The following is a 14,964-nucleotide window of genomic DNA, read 5'->3' as shown; positions in this document are numbered from 1 at the left end:
CAAATGCGTTTTTTGAACGATTATTTGAAGAAGATTACTTTAACCGTGTTTTTATATGATTAGACTTAAAAAAAATCACAGAATTTGTTCCTCAATAAAATAACCGACAATTTTAATGCATTTTTAAATAAGATATCTATATTTGCAACAACGTTGCGTTAGTTTAAAAGCTATAAAGTCCGCTAAAAACAGGACTTTATCCATCAAGAATGAAAAAGAAAATTGTATTAATTAATTTCTTTATGTCTGTAACAGTATTGTTTGCAATGCTGTTTCAGACGCTGCATTCTTACGAGCATGTTTACAAACAGCTTACCAACAAACATTGCGACCATACTTATGTTGACGGGCAAAAGCAAATTACGCACAGCCATACTGCTGATACCAATTGCCAAATTTGCCACTTTGCGTTTAGCACCTTTATTCCGGACAGCTTTCAATCTTACTCCCTATTTAAAGTAAGTATTGAAACGTTCTGCGCATTCTTTTATGTAAAAACTGCTGCTGTATTTTTCAAAGGCAGTCTTTTTGCGCTCAGAGCTCCACCAGTAATTCGTTAGTTTACTGCGTTTTTACCCGAAAAAATAACAATACCACTTGCTTGTCTTTTTTAAAGTCAGGCAAAACGCATTTGTAGTTTTATCTGCTGCCTTTTTCTATAAAATGGCGCCCGATAAAACCCGAACGGCCATTCCCGCTTATCCAATACAACTATTTTTTCGGTTTCAATCGTAGTAAACACCACTCCCCTTACTTCCTTCATCGTTAAAGATGCCTCAGCTGTAAACCAGCAGGCTGGACTTTGGCTATGATTGACAGTAAGGATTCCTAATAAAAATCATCCAAATACATAAAAACTATGCTTATAGCTGAAAATCTGACAAAGAAATATGGCGATCATATTGCTTTAAACAAACTGAATTTAACCATTAAAGAAGGTGAAATCTTTGCTTTACTCGGACAAAACGGTGCCGGAAAAACAACCACCATCAATTTGTTTTTAGGTTTTATCGCTCCAACTGACGGCGAACTTAAAATCAACGACATCTCGGTGATCTCGAATGCGCAGGAAACCAAAAAGTATGTCGCTTACATCCCGGAAACAGTGATGTTGTATCCAAATCTTACCGGTTTAGAGAACTTAAAGTTCTTCTCGTCTCTGGCAGGATTCAAATATTCAGCTGGCGAACTGACTTATTTTCTTTCAAAAGCAGGATTGCAGCTTAAGGCGCACCATCAACACCTGGGCGGTTATTCGAAAGGAATGCGTCAGAAAGTTGGAATTGCCATTGCGATCGCCAAAAAAGCCAAGGTTCTTTTACTGGACGAACCTACTAGTGGTTTAGACCCTAAAGCTTCTAATGAGTTTTCTCAAATATTAAAAGAACTTTCTGCAGATGGAACAGCCATACTGATGGCGACACACGACATTTTCAGAGCAAGAGAAGTTGCCTCTCATATTGGCATTATGAGACAGGGAAATCTCGTTACAGTTATCGAAGCCGATAAAATCTCGGCAAATGAACTGGAAGATTTGTATTTACAAACTGTATAAAAGGAAATTACTTTTTTCCAATCCAATCCAATCCAAAAAATGAAACATTTTATTCTCTCACTGTTTTTAGTAATCTTTACTCAGTTGGCACAATCGCAAACTGTTAATAAAAAAATATCCGATACTATTTCTAAAGATTCCGTACGAATCAAAGCCGGGCACACCGAATTGCAAACGGTTGAAATCATAGGTCGTTCGACCAAAAAATACAATAGTGATTATTCTTTTGCAGCAACAAAGACGGCTGCCCTCAACAAAGATATTCCACAATCTATAGCAACGATCACCAAAGAACTCATTGCAGATAAAGGCGCCATTTACCTGGCTGATGCTGTCAAGATGGCCAGTGGCGTTATTCCGGCAAGTTATTACAATCAATATACCATTCGCGGAATCAGTCAAAACGAAGAAGGTCAAATTATAAACGGTATGCGAACGCATCAGCATTACTTTTTACAGCCTTTAACGACCAATATTGAACGGGTTGAAGTGATTAAAGGGCCTTCGAGTGCTACATTCTCTTCTGTCGATCCGGGTGGAAGCATCAATCTGGTTACTAAAAAACCTTTGGCTGTCGACCGAAAAGAGATAAGTCTGAGTGCAGGAAGTTTTAGCACATTGCGCGGAACTTTAGATTTTACCGGCCCGTTGAACGAATCAAAAACTCTTTTGTACCGCGTAAACGGTGCGTATCAGGAAGCCAAATCGTTTCGGGATCTGGTTCGTAACAAATCCTTTTTGATTTCGCCTTCCTTCAGCTACATTCCGAATGAAAAAACAGCGATCAATACCGAATTGATTCTGAGCAATATGACCGGAGTTCTGGATCGCGGACAACCCATTTTTGGTGCCGTTGCGGGAGTTACCAGTCTGAACAAAACTCCGATTAGTTTAAATTTAGGCGCTCCGAGTGATTACTACAAATCAAAAGAAATGATTTTGATGACGAATTTCGCTCATAAATTCAACTCTAAAATAGGTTTTAATGCTTCTTATATGAAGCAAACCTGGACAGAAGATCTTCAGGAGCACAGAAGTACAAATGCTTTTGCGGTCGACATGAACAATAAACCTGTGAGCAGTCTGGCCATGATGCAATTTGTGCAACGTCAGCAATATTGGGACGTTGATAATCTGAGTGCTTATTTGAACTTTGATGTAAATACCGGAAAGGTCAAACATAAACTATTGACGGGTTACGATTTAAACAGTTGGAACAAAACTAAAGGTGGCGGACAAAATGCTGCCAGAGGTTATGTATTGAAAGACGGAACTGTAGCCCCTTCATTTGTGGCTGCCAATGCCGCCAATTACCAAACCATGACAGTCGACGGGATAGTTGTACCCAAACCAAATGTCAATTATTTCAATCTGAACAACCCTACTTACACCTTAACAAGTCCTGACGATTATACACTCAATGTCCGTACGGCATTACCACCGGCATTAACTACTACTAACGCGATTTACATTCAGGATCAGCTGCAATGGGAAAAGTTTACCGTTTTACTGGGTTTGCGACAAGAATGGTTTAAAGACATTACCAATTACAAATCCAACAATGAACTGACTGTAAAGAAATCAGCTTTGCTTCCTCGTGTTGGAGTGACTTATGCTGTAAACAATCAGATTAATGTTTATACGACTTATCTTGAAGGTTACCAGCCACAGTCGAATACAGTGTCTTTGATGCCTCAAACCGGAAGTCTGCCTGCAGGAAGTTTGTTTGACCCGTTGAAAAGCAACCTGAAAGAAGTTGGACTAAAAGCTACTTTTTTTAACAATTCAGTGAGTTTCAACGCGGCACTTTACGAAATCAACCAACGCAATATTCTAATGAATGCCAACGATTCTGCAAATCCCGATTTACTAGTGACCCGAGGTGCTGAGAGAAGTCGCGGTTTTGAATGTGATGTAGCGGGTTTTATTACAGAAGACTGGCAAATAAACGCTTCGTACAGTTATATCGATGCCGAAATCACCAATGATCGTGATCCTTTATTAATTGGGGCCCGAAAACAAAATACACCAAAAAACAGCGCCAATTTATGGACACGCTACAATTTCAATTCTGATTCGGCCCTAAAAGATCTGGGTGTTGGTTTCGGAATGCAATATCAAAGCAGTAAAGTGCCTTGGTTTACAAGAGCTTTTACACTGCCTGATTTTACTGTTTTTGATGCGGCTTTGTACTATAAACCCAACAAAAGCAATATGCAGATTGCCTTGAATGCAGGTAATTTATTCAATAAAACCTACTGGCTGGGTGCCCAGAATTATCTAAGACTATTTCCCGGAGCTCCGCGAAACTTTACGCTTACTGTAACTTACAAATTTTAAACGGTATCATGTCATTACACATCGAAATTTTAATTGCCAGACATCTAAAAAATGCTGTTTTTAAAAATACAGCAGTTTATATCATCACACTCTTTATTGGTATCCTATTGCTTTATGCTGCTTTTTCGGGTTGGGAAAATTACAACAACCAAAATCAGACCAGCGAAAAATACCAGCATGAATCACGCGAAGACTGGCTCAACAATCCGGACAAAAACCCGCACCGAATGGCGCATTACGGAAATTTTGCCTTTCGAAAAAGTACTCCTTTGAGTGTTTTTGAATTTGGAATGGAACCTTTTTTCGGAAATGCTATATTTCTTGAAGCGCACAAACAAAATAGTGCCAATTTCTCTGAAGCAGGATTCTCTAACAGTATGCTTCGTTTTGGAGAAATCAGCATTGCCATGGTTCTGCAAATTTTACTGCCTTTACTGATTTTTTTCTTAGGATTTAATGCGGTCGCAGCCGAAAGAGAAAACGGAACTCTAAAATTGCTTTTAAGTCAGGGAATCAGCTGGAAACAGCTCTTAACCGGAAAGATAGTAGGAATTGTAAATGTGATCCTGCTGCTTTTTGTTCCCACCATACTGGTGCTTGTATTGGTATGGCTGCTGCTACAGGATTTTACCATTTCAACAGATGAAGCCATCAAAATGCTGTTGTTTGTTCTCTTTCATTTTATTTACCTGATCTTCTTTTGTGTGATTGCTGTGCTGATTTCTGCTTCGAGCAAAACGTCAAAGAAAGCATTAATCTCCTTAATCGGAATCTGGCTGGTGCTTACCATTATTTTACCCCGAACTACTCAGGCCATTGGGGCATACCTTTACGAAGCACCCTCGAAAATAGAATTCAACAGTGCGATCGAAAAGGACATTCTCAAGCAAGGCGATAGCCATAATCCAAACGATTTGCATTACAAAGCCATCAAAGATTCCTTACTGAGCGTTTACAAAGTCGATTCGGTACAAAAACTGCCTTTTAATTATTCGGGATTTATCATGACCGAAGGAGAGAAAATCAGTTCGCGCATTTACAACAAACACTTGGAAAACCTCTTAAAAATCTACGATCAGCAAAATAGTTTCTCTAAAACCGTTTCTTTTCTGAATCCGTACATCGCGATCCGAAACCTGTCGATGGGCTTATCCAATACCGATTATGGTTCGTATGTCGATTTTCAGAAACAAGCCGAGAGTTATCGCTATACCATGGCGCAAAAAATGAATGCTTTGCAGGTTAAATACATCAGTAATAAAAAGCCGGGACCAAACGACAAACCTTTATCCATCAGCAAAGAACACTGGGCTGATCTGGAAGAATTTCATTATGAGCCAAAAGAAGTCCCGGCCATTTTAAAGTCTGAAATCCTCTCTGTAGTCTCTATTTTTCTCTGGATTATCCTGCTTTTTGCTCTCCTGCGAATGGCTGCTAAAAACCTTAAAGCCCTCTAATATGTTAGCATTACTTTTTAAAAATTTCATACGCTCAAAAGGTACCAAAATTGGATTGGTTTTCCTGTTGCTCATCGGATTCATAAGTCTTTTAATTGGACAGCAATTCCAACAAAAACAGCAAAATAATATTGCCGAAGCTGCACTGTACCAAAAAGAGCACATTGCGCGAAATGCTGCTTTTCACAAAGACGAAATGGGACTGCTGCTCTATTACATCAAATTTTCACTGATTAATAAAACATTACCCGTTAACAGCCTCGCGATTGGTCAGCGTGATGTAAATCCGTCGATTCAAAGCGTCACGATTCGGGGTTTGGAAGCTCAAAAATACGACGCAGAGCTTCATAATCCGAACAACCTGTTATCCGGGAACATCGATTTTAGTTTTGTGCTGATTTACCTTTTTCCTCTTTTGATTATCGCATTCTCTTACAATCTGGTTTCGGAAGAAAAGGAAAGCGGAACCTGGAAAATTGTGTCTACGCAAAGTGAAAATACCTTTTTATACATTCTGAAGCTGTTTTACATCCGAATTTTAAGTCTGATCGCATTACTGACTTTTTTACTTCTTTTAGCAGTTTTGATCTTAGGGATTCCATTTGATGCGGCGCTCCTCACCTTTTACGTACTGGGTGTTTTATACCTCTTGTTTTGGTTTGCAGCCTGCTTTTTTATTGTTTCTCTTCAAAAGAATTCAAATTTCAATGCCGTTATTTTACTCACGATCTGGCTGTTTCTCATTATCGTTCTGCCGGCAGTAATCAATACATATATCGTAAATAAATATCCGATTCCCGAAGCTTTGGAGTTAACGGTAAAACAACGCAATGCCTATCATGAAAAATGGGATATGGATAAGAAAATTACAATGGATAAATTCTACCAGCATTATCCGCAATTCAAACGTTATCCGTTGCCAAATACGGAGTTTAACTGGCTTTGGTATTACGCCATGCAACAGGCGGGTGACGACGATTCGGTACAGCAATCTCAGGAACTGCAATCCAAATTAGAACAGCGCAACAAAGCGAGTCAGTTTATCGCACAGTTCCTTCCTACTTTGCATGCACAACTTCAACTGAATGAAATTGCAAAATCTGATTTAGGAAACCAGCTTTTATTTTTGAAGGAAACCAACCATTTCCATGAAAAAATGAGGTTGTATTTTTATCCAAAAATATTTGATAATGCCCCGGTGGTTAAGGAAAACTGGTCGAAGTTTAAAGTAGAAACTTTTACAGACCCTTCTCCGATTCATTATACGAGAGCTTTTTTGCCTTTACTGCTTTTCAATCTGTTATTAGTCGGTTTGGGCTGGATGAATTTCAAAAACAACAGAAAAGAAACCTTTTAAAGGGGATTTTCTCAACTTAAAAGTATTATTTTAACACATAGAAACATAGTTCTAAATACGGAAAAAGGCGTTTCACTTCAAATAAAATGTCCCGATGCATCGGGACGAAAGAAATGTATTTCTCTTTTGTATGCTCTTTTAAGCATATAAATCTATGTTTCTATGTGTTTCATAATTTTAGCGTTCCAACATCGGGACCTCTATTTTAACACATAGGAACATAGTTTTATGAAGCAGAACAAGAAGTTTCACTTTAAATAAAACGCATAACTATGCGAAAGAAATGTATTTCTCTTTTGTATGCTCTTTTAAGCATATAAATCTATGTTTCTATGTGTTTCATAATTTTAGCGTTCCAACTTGGGAATCAATATTTTAATTTACCCTATTTAAAAATTCTAAAAAGATGCTTTGATTTTAGAATTAATATCGTAATATTGCAATATTATATTTTAAATCACATGGGAGCTTCTAAAACGGAACATTTTACCGACAAACAAAATCAGATCGCTACTATAGCCAAAGCACTGGGACACCCAGCGCGAATTGCTATTATTGAATATTTGCTTAAAGTGAATGAATGTATTTGCGGAGATATTGTAAACGAATTGCCACTCGCACAGCCCACCGTTTCACAACACCTGAAAGAACTAAAAAACGCTGGACTTATCAAGGGAAACATTGAAGGAAATGCAATCTGTTACTGTATCAACGAAGAAACTTTTGATCTTCTAAATACCTATTTTTCCGCTATTATTGCGGTTACAAAAAATCAAAAATGCTGTTAAAGGCTTTTTTTAGCTATCTATATCGTAATATTGCATTATAACTATAAAACAAGAAAAGATGAAACTATCAGACATTAAAAACGTTTTGCCTACTCTTGAAAATGTAGCATTTCAACTGGAAAACGGAACTTTTGTTCCGGAGCACTTTCACGTTACCGAAGTAGGAATGATTACCAAGAATTTTATTGATTGCGGCGGTGTAATTCGTCAGGAAAAAAGTGTAAACTTCCAACTTTGGAATGCAGATGATTTTGAACATCGCTTGAAACCCGGCAAGTTATTACACATCATTAAGCTTTCAGAAGAGCAACTAAATATCGAAGACCTGAATGTCGAAGTGGAATATCAAAATGAAACTATAGGCCGATACGATTTAGAGTTTAATGGCAGTCATTTTGTATTGAAAAATAAGGTTACCGCTTGTCTGGCACAGGATGCATGCGGGATTCCATCACCGTCCGGCTTTATCGAATTAAACAGAGACAAAGCAAATTCCTGTTCTCCAAATTCAGGTTGCTGTTAAGCTATGAGCACTTTCTTTCTTAAATACAAAAAACCAATTATAATCACTACAGCTGTTATTGTACTGCAACTGTTTTATGGCTTTGAGCCTAAATTTTGCATTATCAATATCATTTGGTTACTCGTTTAAAATTATGACAAAAAATATTCTCGTGCTTTGCACAGGAAATAGCTGCCGAAGCCAGATTGCTGAAGGCTATTTGCGTTATTTTCTGGGCAACAAAGCGCATGTTTACAGTGCAGGTATCGAAACTCACGGTGTAAATCCCAGAGCCATCACTACTATGAAAGAGGACGGTATCGATATTGCAAAACATACCTCTAATCATATTGATGAGTATCAAAACATTGCTTTTGATATCGTACTTACGGTTTGTGATAATGCCAAAGAGCAATGTCCTTTCTTTCCTTCCAACGCATTAAAATTGCATCACAATTTTCCGGACCCCGCCAAAGCAACAGGAACAGAAGAAGAAATTATGCAGGAGTTTCGCACCGTGAGACAAATGATCAAAGAGTATTGCAGTGCATTTGCAAAAACGATCAACACCGATTATTAAAGACAAACCTATGTCTCTATGTGTTTAAATTTTAGCGTTCCAACATACTAACCTCTATTCTAACACATAGGAACATAGTTCTAAATGCTGAAAAAGACGCTTCACTTCAAATAAAGCACATACCGCTATGTGAAAGAAATGTGTTTCTCTTTTGTACCCTCTTTTAGTAATCCAAATCTATGTTTCTATGTGTTTAAAAAAAATTACCACTACACTACTTCTCATCATAATTTGTTATTCCTTCATCGAAGTATAAAATGATGCGACGATGAGAATACAGTTACCCTTTTTTAAATTTGTTTGAAACGAAAAGAAGCTCCTGCCTCTTTATAAAAGACTATCATCATGAAATTACAACACCTTCAAATTCAAACAAACGATATTCACCAAACAGCAGCATTCTACCAAAATATTCTCCATCTCCCCATCCTGAAAAAAGATTCTAACTCGATTAGCATTCAGGCAGGTGAATCGGTCTTAAAGTTTATCGAAAATCCGCAATTTGATTCTATCTATCATTTTGCTTTTAATATTCCCAAAAACAAACTGCAAGAGGCCATTCAATGGGCCACAAACCAACTGGATTTAATTGTTATCGAAAACGCGAATGTAATTGCCAATTTTGAGAGCTGGAATGCCAACGCTGTTTATTTTTATGACAACAATGGCAATATACTGGAATTCATTGCCCGATACGATCTCGACAATGCCCAAACGGAATCCTTTAGTTCTAAATCGATACTAAACATCAGTGAAATTGGAATCGTCAACGAACATCCTTTAGATTTAGTAAACCAGTTAGCAACCGAACACAATTTGGAACTCTTCAGTAAAAATGACAATAGCGAGCATTTTGCTGCCGTTGGAAACGATGAAGGACTGCTCATTATCGTACGCCCGGGCCGAAACTGGTATCCCACTCAAACACCTTCTGAAAGCAATCCAACCGAAGTTAGCATAGAAAATAATGAAGCTCTGGTTGACTTGAAGTTTTCCTAAAGATTTGCCGGCTCCTCCTCTATTTTTTTTATTTTTATACAAAACTCAAAATCTAAAAAATGCCATTTGTACGAATCAGTTTGCCTAAGAAGCTTTCATTAGCAACCAAAAACAATATTTCAGAAGCGATTCACCAATCTTTAATAGCAGAATTTCATATTCCAACTGCTGATTATTTTCATGTAATTGAAGAATTAGAACAGCATCAGATAAAATATCCCGAAAGTTATCTTGGTGTTTCACATTCTGAAGAAATTGTATATGTTCAGATCACCGCAGGACAAGGTCGGACAGTAGAACAAAAAAGGAAATTGTACCACCAAATTGCTACGAGAATTGCTGCAACAACAGAGATTCTAATTAATAATGTGATTATTGTTTTAGTAGAAAATAACGGTCTGGAAAACTGGTCCTTTGGTAACGGAGAAATTCAGGAGCCAACACATTTAAAAAAATAAGCTTTTATAACACAGTCTTTATGCCACTCTGGTCATTCCGGATGTGAATAAAGCATAAAAAAACAAAACCGTTTCAGCTTGGTACTGAAACGGTTTCTTTATCTTAAAATTTCATCTTCTGAATCCTCACGGCATTCAATATGGCCAGCAAAGCTACGCCAACATCCGCAAAAACGGCTTCCCACATCGTTGCCAGTCCGCCAGCGCCTAAAATGAGCACAAAAGCTTTTACAACAAAGGCCAAAGTAATATTCTGCCAGACAATTTTCTTGGTTTGTTTCCCAATGTTTATCGCCATAGGAATCTTACTCGGTTTATCGTCCTGAATGACAACATCGGCGGTTTCGATCGTGGCATCACTTCCTAAACCTCCCATCGCAATCCCAACGGTGCTTAAAGCAATTACCGGAGCATCATTTACACCATCGCCCACAAAAGCCACAGTTTCATTTTTAGCTTTAATTTCATTTAGTTTATTCACTTTGTCTTCGGGTAGCAAATCGCCAAAAGCATTTGTAATTCCCAGCGTATTCGCAACAAACTGCACTACATTGGTTTTGTCACCACTCAGCATGGTTACTTTAACGCCTAAGTCTTTTAGCTTCGTTACAGCCTCTTGTGCATCTGCTTTGATTTCATCGGCAATCGTTAAATAACCGGCAAACTTTTTATCGTAAGCAATGGCAATCGTCGTGTAAACAACCGCATTGGGATCGACATTGTAGTTGATGCTGAATTTATCCATCAATTTGAAATTCCCTACGTGCAGTTCCTTTCCGTTTATCTCTGCTTTTAAACCGTGTCCGGAAATCTCTTCCACATTTTTCAATACTATTGAAGCGTCAATTTGCCCCACATGATTGTGGATCGCAGTAGCAACAGGGTGCGTACTCTGACTTTCCAGTACATTTACGAGTTTTAAAATCTCGTCTTTATCAAAACCTTCCTGAATAATCACTTCCTGAACTTTAAAGACACCCTCGGTCATGGTCCCCGTTTTGTCCATCACCACATTCTGAATGGTTGAAATACTGTCTAAAAAGTTACTTCCTTTAAACAGGATTCCGTTTTTACTCGCAGCTCCGATTCCGCCAAAATACCCCAACGGAATACTGATCACTAAGGCACAAGGACATGAAATTACCAGAAAAACCAAGGCTCTGTACAACCATTCGCTAAACACATAGTTGGAGACAAAAAGCATGGGTAGCAAACAAATGGCAATCGCCAGATAGACTACAATTGGCGTGTATATTTTGGCAAATTTGCGAATAAACAACTCAGCCGGAGCTTTTTTAGTAACGGCATTTTGTACCATTTCTAAAATCTTAGACAATTTACTGTCGTTGTACGCTGCTGTAACTTTTACCAGTGCAATAGTGCTTCCGTTAATCATTCCGGCCAAAACAGCTTCTCCTTTTACTTTTGTATCGGGTTTGCTTTCGCCCGTAAGCGCTGCGGTGTTAAAGGAAGCCGAATCTGAAAGCAATTCGCCATCCAGACCCAGTTTTTCCCCCGCTTTCAGTTGAATTATCGCTCCAATGGCAACATCAGCAGCTTTGACTTTGGTAGAAATGTTGTTTTCCAACACATTCACCTCATCCGGACGCTGGTCGAGCAGGCTCTTAATATTTGATTTGGCACGACTGACTGCCAATCCCTGAAAGTTCTCTCCAATGGTATAAAACAGCATTACAGCAACGCCTTCAGGATATTCTCCGATGGCAAACGCTCCCAGAGTTGCAATACTCATCAGGAAAAACTCCGAAAAAACATCCCCTTTTCTAATGCTTTCAAAGGCTTCTTTTAAAACAGGAAACCCAACCGGCAAGTAGGCGATAATGTACCAGGCAATTCTAACATAACCTGAGAACCAATTTTGTTCAAAATAATTATCAAATCCAATTCCAATCAGCAGTAAACCAAAGGAAATAAGGGCCGGCAAAAACATTTTAAACAAACTGCTGTCACCACTATTACCGTGATCGTGTCCGTCATCATCAGAATGAACCGGTTCGTCATGTGCACAGCTGCAGGACGGTTGGTTTGTTTTTTTCTTTTTAATCTTTTCTTCTTTATGTAGATGTTCCATGAGAAATTTAAAGTTTTAGGTTTCAAAGTTTCAAGTTTAAACTTTGTTTCAATAATGTTCTAAATTTACGGATTTTGTCTTAATAGTTTTTAGGTACCACAAATTAATCTCACAAAGGCCGAGAAAAGAGATTTAAGATTTTTGATTAACGCTTTTTGATTTCTGATTTGCTGTTACCCAAAAGCGTAACTGTCGACTTTATACGGTTTCAACATCTGAAATCTTCAATCTAAAATCCAAAACCTCTTAGCTTAATGACATTGGGTCAAAGCACAAGACTATGCGTCCCTACAAAAACCTCTGTCCCTTTGCCCCTCTGAGCCTATGAACCTTTACAAAAACCTAGTGATCATGCTCTCCTCCACCTTTCATCGCCGAAAGCAAATAAAAAGCTCCTTTGGTTACAATTTTTGCATTCGGAGCCACTTTCTCTACAAATTTCACTTCTGTAAAGCCCAGATCTGTAGTACCCGGAATGACCTCAACTGCTCTAAAATGAATCTCTTTTTCATGATTTCCTTCTGCTAATGTTTTCTTTTCTTCATGTGCTTCTTCTTCCACATATACAAAGTATTTATCGGCATTTCGAACCACAGCATCCTTTGGTAATGCAGGAACAGTGGTGTTTGTGATGTTGATGTTTGCCGAAACGTACATCCCCGGAATCAGCCCTTTGGCATCGGCCGATTCGATTTTAGCGTGTACTGCAACGGTTTTACTTTCGTTAGAAAAAGACTTATTGATTCCGAAAATCTTCCCTTTAATTGATTTGTTCGACTGATTGGTTAAAACAAAATCAATGACCTGACCAATCGAAATAGAGCCCAGGTCTTTTTCATACACATTCAAATCCAGGTGCATCTGACTGTTATCGACCACTTCAAACAAAACTACACCCGTTTGGGCATAAGCTCCTTTTGCAATACTTATTTTCCCTACATAACCGTTTATTGGCGCTACCACCGGAACCAGTGAAGTACTACCCTTGGTGCTTACATGCAACGCTTCCAGTTTGTTTCTGGCAGCCTGTGCACGGGCTCTTTCTGCGGCCAATTTGGATTTTACTTCCTGAAATGTTTTCCTTGGATTTACATTTTCATCACTCAGGGTTTTCTGGCGGTTGTATTCCAATTGCAGGTATTCAATATTGGCTGTAGCCGAATGGAATTCTTCCTGCATTTCAATTACTTCCAGATTTTGAATGGTCGCCAGTACTTTGCCTTTGTTGACATAGGTTCCTTCCAATACAAAAATATCCTTAACCGTTCCTCCTATTAAAGTCGAAACTTCTGCTGAATTTTGAGGCGGAACTGTCGTATAACCGTTGGCTTTTATCACTTTGTTGAGGTTTCTGTCTTCTACTAAACCTGTTTCGATTCCCACTGTTTTATACTGAGATTCGTTTAAAGCAACTTCAGTTTGCGATTTTTCTTCTTCTTTTGTTTCTTCAGCTTTCTTTTGTCCACAAGAAGTAAAAACGGCGATAGAAGCCAGGAGTACTACCCAACTAGCGGTCTTCCTTGGCGATAAAACCTTTGCAAATTTTACTGTTAAATGCTTATATGTCTGTTTCATTTTAATTGTTTTTGATGGTTGGAAATTGCAATTCGATTGCACTTTGATTAAAGTTATGTGTAGCCTCTGTGTATTGTTTTTTAATATCAATCGCCTGATTTAAGAAACTGATGTACGACCAGTAACTCATATCACCATTGGCATAACTTTTCTGGGCGGTACTGATGATCTGATCGGCATATTGCAATCCTTCTTTCTGATAATAGTCCATTGCTTTCTGTTGTTTCTCAAAGTTGTTTTGTAACTCCGCTTTTTGCAGATTCAACGTTAGCCTGTTCTTATCCAAAGCCAGTTGCGACTGAGAAATGCTAACTGCCGAAGCTTTTGCTTTTGCAGTATTCACCCCTCCAAACAACGGAATTTGCAAGCCCGCCGTAAAGCCCTGAAACAAGGATTCGGTATTGATGGTTTGTGCAAAATACCCGAATCCTACTTTTGGCGTTCGCATCGCTTTGTGCGTATTGGCCTCTTTCTGGTACACCGAAATTTGCTGCTGGTAAAAGTCCGTCATTAAAGCCTCTGCTTTAGAGTTTCCTTCTTCTTTCACCATAACATATTGCAATGTGGTTTGATCGTCGGGAATGATACTCTCATCCGTCTGAATAAAAAATTGCAGCTGCTTTTGGTAAATCGCCAAATCATATTCCAATTGTGCCTTTTGAGTTTCGATCTCTTTCACTTTGGCTTTGGCGCTAATGACTTCAATGTTTCCGCTTTCTCCGGTTTTAAAACGCAGTTCTGCATTCTTCAAAAACTTGGTATAAATCTCATTAAGTTCCGAGTTCAGTTTCTGAATCGAAACACCATACAGATATTGATAATAGGCCAGTGTTACTGCCTTTTCTACTTCATAAGAAGATAAGGCTTTTCGTTTTTCTGCCAGCTTCGCCAGTTCTTCCTGTAGCTGTCGATTGGCTTTTGTGATATTTCCCAACGGAAAAAACTGCTGAATCGAAACATTATGATCGTAATCGGCACTATTGAACTGTCCGCCCTGGTATTGCACCTGAAGCGGATCTGGCTGAAATGCCGTCTTTTTTAAAATCGTTTGTTTCTCAATTTCCTTATCGGCAATCTTTAAATCAATATTGTTTGATTTTGCCAGTTCGATTGCTTTCACGAGACTTATTTTTTCCTGCGCCGTTGCGAATGTGGTTGCGAACAAGAGTGCAAGCACCAGCTTGTTTGCCTTCAAAGCACGCAATGCTTCTTTCGCAAGCTGCACAAAGGGGGTTTTGTTATTATATGTGGTATTCATTTT

Annotated in this window: 13 protein-coding genes; 10 read left to right on the top strand and 3 right to left on the bottom strand. The window is 38.5% G+C overall.

Annotated elements, in window-relative coordinates:
- The first annotated feature begins 209 nt into the window (after window positions 1-209).
- From OLM61_RS16700 to OLM61_RS16655, 10 genes are all read left to right on the top strand, one after another.
- A complete protein-coding gene (locus OLM61_RS16700) occupies window positions 210-560 on the top strand; it encodes a hypothetical protein (RefSeq protein WP_264523740.1) in 351 nt (116 codons plus the stop codon).
- A gap of 299 nt (window positions 561-859) precedes the next feature.
- Window positions 860-1,555 carry an ABC transporter ATP-binding protein gene (locus OLM61_RS16695; RefSeq protein ID WP_264523739.1) on the top strand — a complete coding sequence of 232 codons (696 nt, stop codon included), beginning with the start codon at window positions 860-862 and terminating at the stop codon, window positions 1,553-1,555.
- Window positions 1,556-1,594: 39 nt separating this feature from the next.
- Window positions 1,595-3,895: a TonB-dependent siderophore receptor gene (locus OLM61_RS16690; RefSeq protein ID WP_264523738.1), complete on the top strand. Its 2,301-nt coding sequence runs from the start codon at window positions 1,595-1,597 to the stop codon at window positions 3,893-3,895.
- 8 nt (window positions 3,896-3,903) lie between these two features.
- Window positions 3,904-5,352 (top strand): ABC transporter permease, encoded by a 1,449-nt coding sequence (locus tag OLM61_RS16685; RefSeq protein ID WP_264523737.1) that lies wholly within the window; start codon window positions 3,904-3,906, stop codon window positions 5,350-5,352.
- A gap of 1 nt (window position 5,353) precedes the next feature.
- Window positions 5,354-6,709, top strand: a complete 1,356-nt coding sequence (locus tag OLM61_RS16680; RefSeq protein WP_264523736.1) for a DUF3526 domain-containing protein — start codon at window positions 5,354-5,356, stop codon at window positions 6,707-6,709.
- A 461-nt stretch (window positions 6,710-7,170) separates the two neighbouring features.
- The gene (locus OLM61_RS16675; RefSeq protein WP_264523735.1) at window positions 7,171-7,497 is read left to right on the top strand and encodes an ArsR/SmtB family transcription factor; all 327 of its coding nucleotides are present in this window, start codon (window positions 7,171-7,173) and stop codon (window positions 7,495-7,497) included.
- A 58-nt stretch (window positions 7,498-7,555) separates the two neighbouring features.
- A complete protein-coding gene (locus OLM61_RS16670; protein ID WP_264523734.1) occupies window positions 7,556-8,020 on the top strand; it encodes a DUF6428 family protein in 465 nt (154 codons plus the stop codon).
- A 133-nt stretch (window positions 8,021-8,153) separates the two neighbouring features.
- On the top strand, window positions 8,154-8,579 hold the full coding sequence (locus OLM61_RS16665) for an arsenate reductase ArsC (RefSeq protein WP_264523733.1): 426 nt from the start codon (window positions 8,154-8,156) through the stop codon (window positions 8,577-8,579).
- Between the two features lie 345 nt (window positions 8,580-8,924).
- Complete coding sequence (locus tag OLM61_RS16660) at window positions 8,925-9,578, top strand: VOC family protein (RefSeq protein ID WP_264523732.1); 654 nt, start codon at window positions 8,925-8,927, stop codon at window positions 9,576-9,578.
- 59 nt (window positions 9,579-9,637) lie between these two features.
- Window positions 9,638-10,036 carry a tautomerase family protein gene (locus OLM61_RS16655; RefSeq protein ID WP_264523731.1) on the top strand — a complete coding sequence of 133 codons (399 nt, stop codon included), beginning with the start codon at window positions 9,638-9,640 and terminating at the stop codon, window positions 10,034-10,036.
- A gap of 103 nt (window positions 10,037-10,139) precedes the next feature.
- Here OLM61_RS16655 and OLM61_RS16650 read toward each other — a convergent pair whose 3' ends face one another.
- The 3 genes from OLM61_RS16650 to OLM61_RS16640 all read right to left on the bottom strand — a co-directional run bounded on the left by OLM61_RS16650 (window position 10,140) and on the right by OLM61_RS16640 (window position 14,961).
- Complete coding sequence (locus tag OLM61_RS16650) at window positions 10,140-12,128, bottom strand: heavy metal translocating P-type ATPase (protein WP_264523730.1); 1,989 nt, start codon at window positions 12,126-12,128, stop codon at window positions 10,140-10,142.
- A 342-nt stretch (window positions 12,129-12,470) separates the two neighbouring features.
- Entirely contained in the window at window positions 12,471-13,703 is a 1,233-nt protein-coding gene (locus OLM61_RS16645; RefSeq protein WP_264523729.1) for an efflux RND transporter periplasmic adaptor subunit, read from the bottom strand.
- A gap of 1 nt (window position 13,704) precedes the next feature.
- The gene (locus OLM61_RS16640) at window positions 13,705-14,961 is read right to left on the bottom strand and encodes a TolC family protein (protein WP_264523728.1); all 1,257 of its coding nucleotides are present in this window, start codon (window positions 14,959-14,961) and stop codon (window positions 13,705-13,707) included.
- Between the last annotated feature and the right edge of the window lie 3 nt (window positions 14,962-14,964).

It is taken from the genome of Flavobacterium sp. N502536 (assembly GCF_025947345.1).
Classification (GTDB): Bacteria; Bacteroidota; Bacteroidia; order Flavobacteriales; family Flavobacteriaceae; genus Flavobacterium.
The sequence above is the reverse complement of the archived record's forward strand: the minus strand, read 5'-3'. Positions and strand labels throughout refer to the sequence as shown.

Bases quoted from the DNA above. Each gene is read 5' to 3' on its own strand.
- OLM61_RS16665 (WP_264523733.1), top strand. From the start codon at position 8,154: ATGACAAAAAATATTCTCGTGCTTTGCACAGGAAATAGCTGCCGAAGC.
- OLM61_RS16640 (WP_264523728.1), bottom strand. From the start codon at position 14,961: ATGAATACCACATATAATAACAAAACCCCCTTTGTGCAGCTTGCGAAA.
- OLM61_RS16700 (WP_264523740.1), top strand. From the start codon at position 210: ATGAAAAAGAAAATTGTATTAATTAATTTCTTTATGTCTGTAACAGTA.
- OLM61_RS16695 (WP_264523739.1), top strand. From the start codon at position 860: ATGCTTATAGCTGAAAATCTGACAAAGAAATATGGCGATCATATTGCT.
- OLM61_RS16660 (WP_264523732.1), top strand. From the start codon at position 8,925: ATGAAATTACAACACCTTCAAATTCAAACAAACGATATTCACCAAACA.
- OLM61_RS16655 (WP_264523731.1), top strand. From the start codon at position 9,638: ATGCCATTTGTACGAATCAGTTTGCCTAAGAAGCTTTCATTAGCAACC.
- OLM61_RS16670 (WP_264523734.1), top strand. From the start codon at position 7,556: ATGAAACTATCAGACATTAAAAACGTTTTGCCTACTCTTGAAAATGTA.
- OLM61_RS16675 (WP_264523735.1), top strand. From the start codon at position 7,171: ATGGGAGCTTCTAAAACGGAACATTTTACCGACAAACAAAATCAGATC.
- OLM61_RS16685 (WP_264523737.1), top strand. From the start codon at position 3,904: ATGTCATTACACATCGAAATTTTAATTGCCAGACATCTAAAAAATGCT.
- OLM61_RS16645 (WP_264523729.1), bottom strand. From the start codon at position 13,703: ATGAAACAGACATATAAGCATTTAACAGTAAAATTTGCAAAGGTTTTA.
- OLM61_RS16680 (WP_264523736.1), top strand. From the start codon at position 5,354: ATGTTAGCATTACTTTTTAAAAATTTCATACGCTCAAAAGGTACCAAA.
- OLM61_RS16690 (WP_264523738.1), top strand. From the start codon at position 1,595: ATGAAACATTTTATTCTCTCACTGTTTTTAGTAATCTTTACTCAGTTG.
- OLM61_RS16650 (WP_264523730.1), bottom strand. From the start codon at position 12,128: ATGGAACATCTACATAAAGAAGAAAAGATTAAAAAGAAAAAAACAAAC.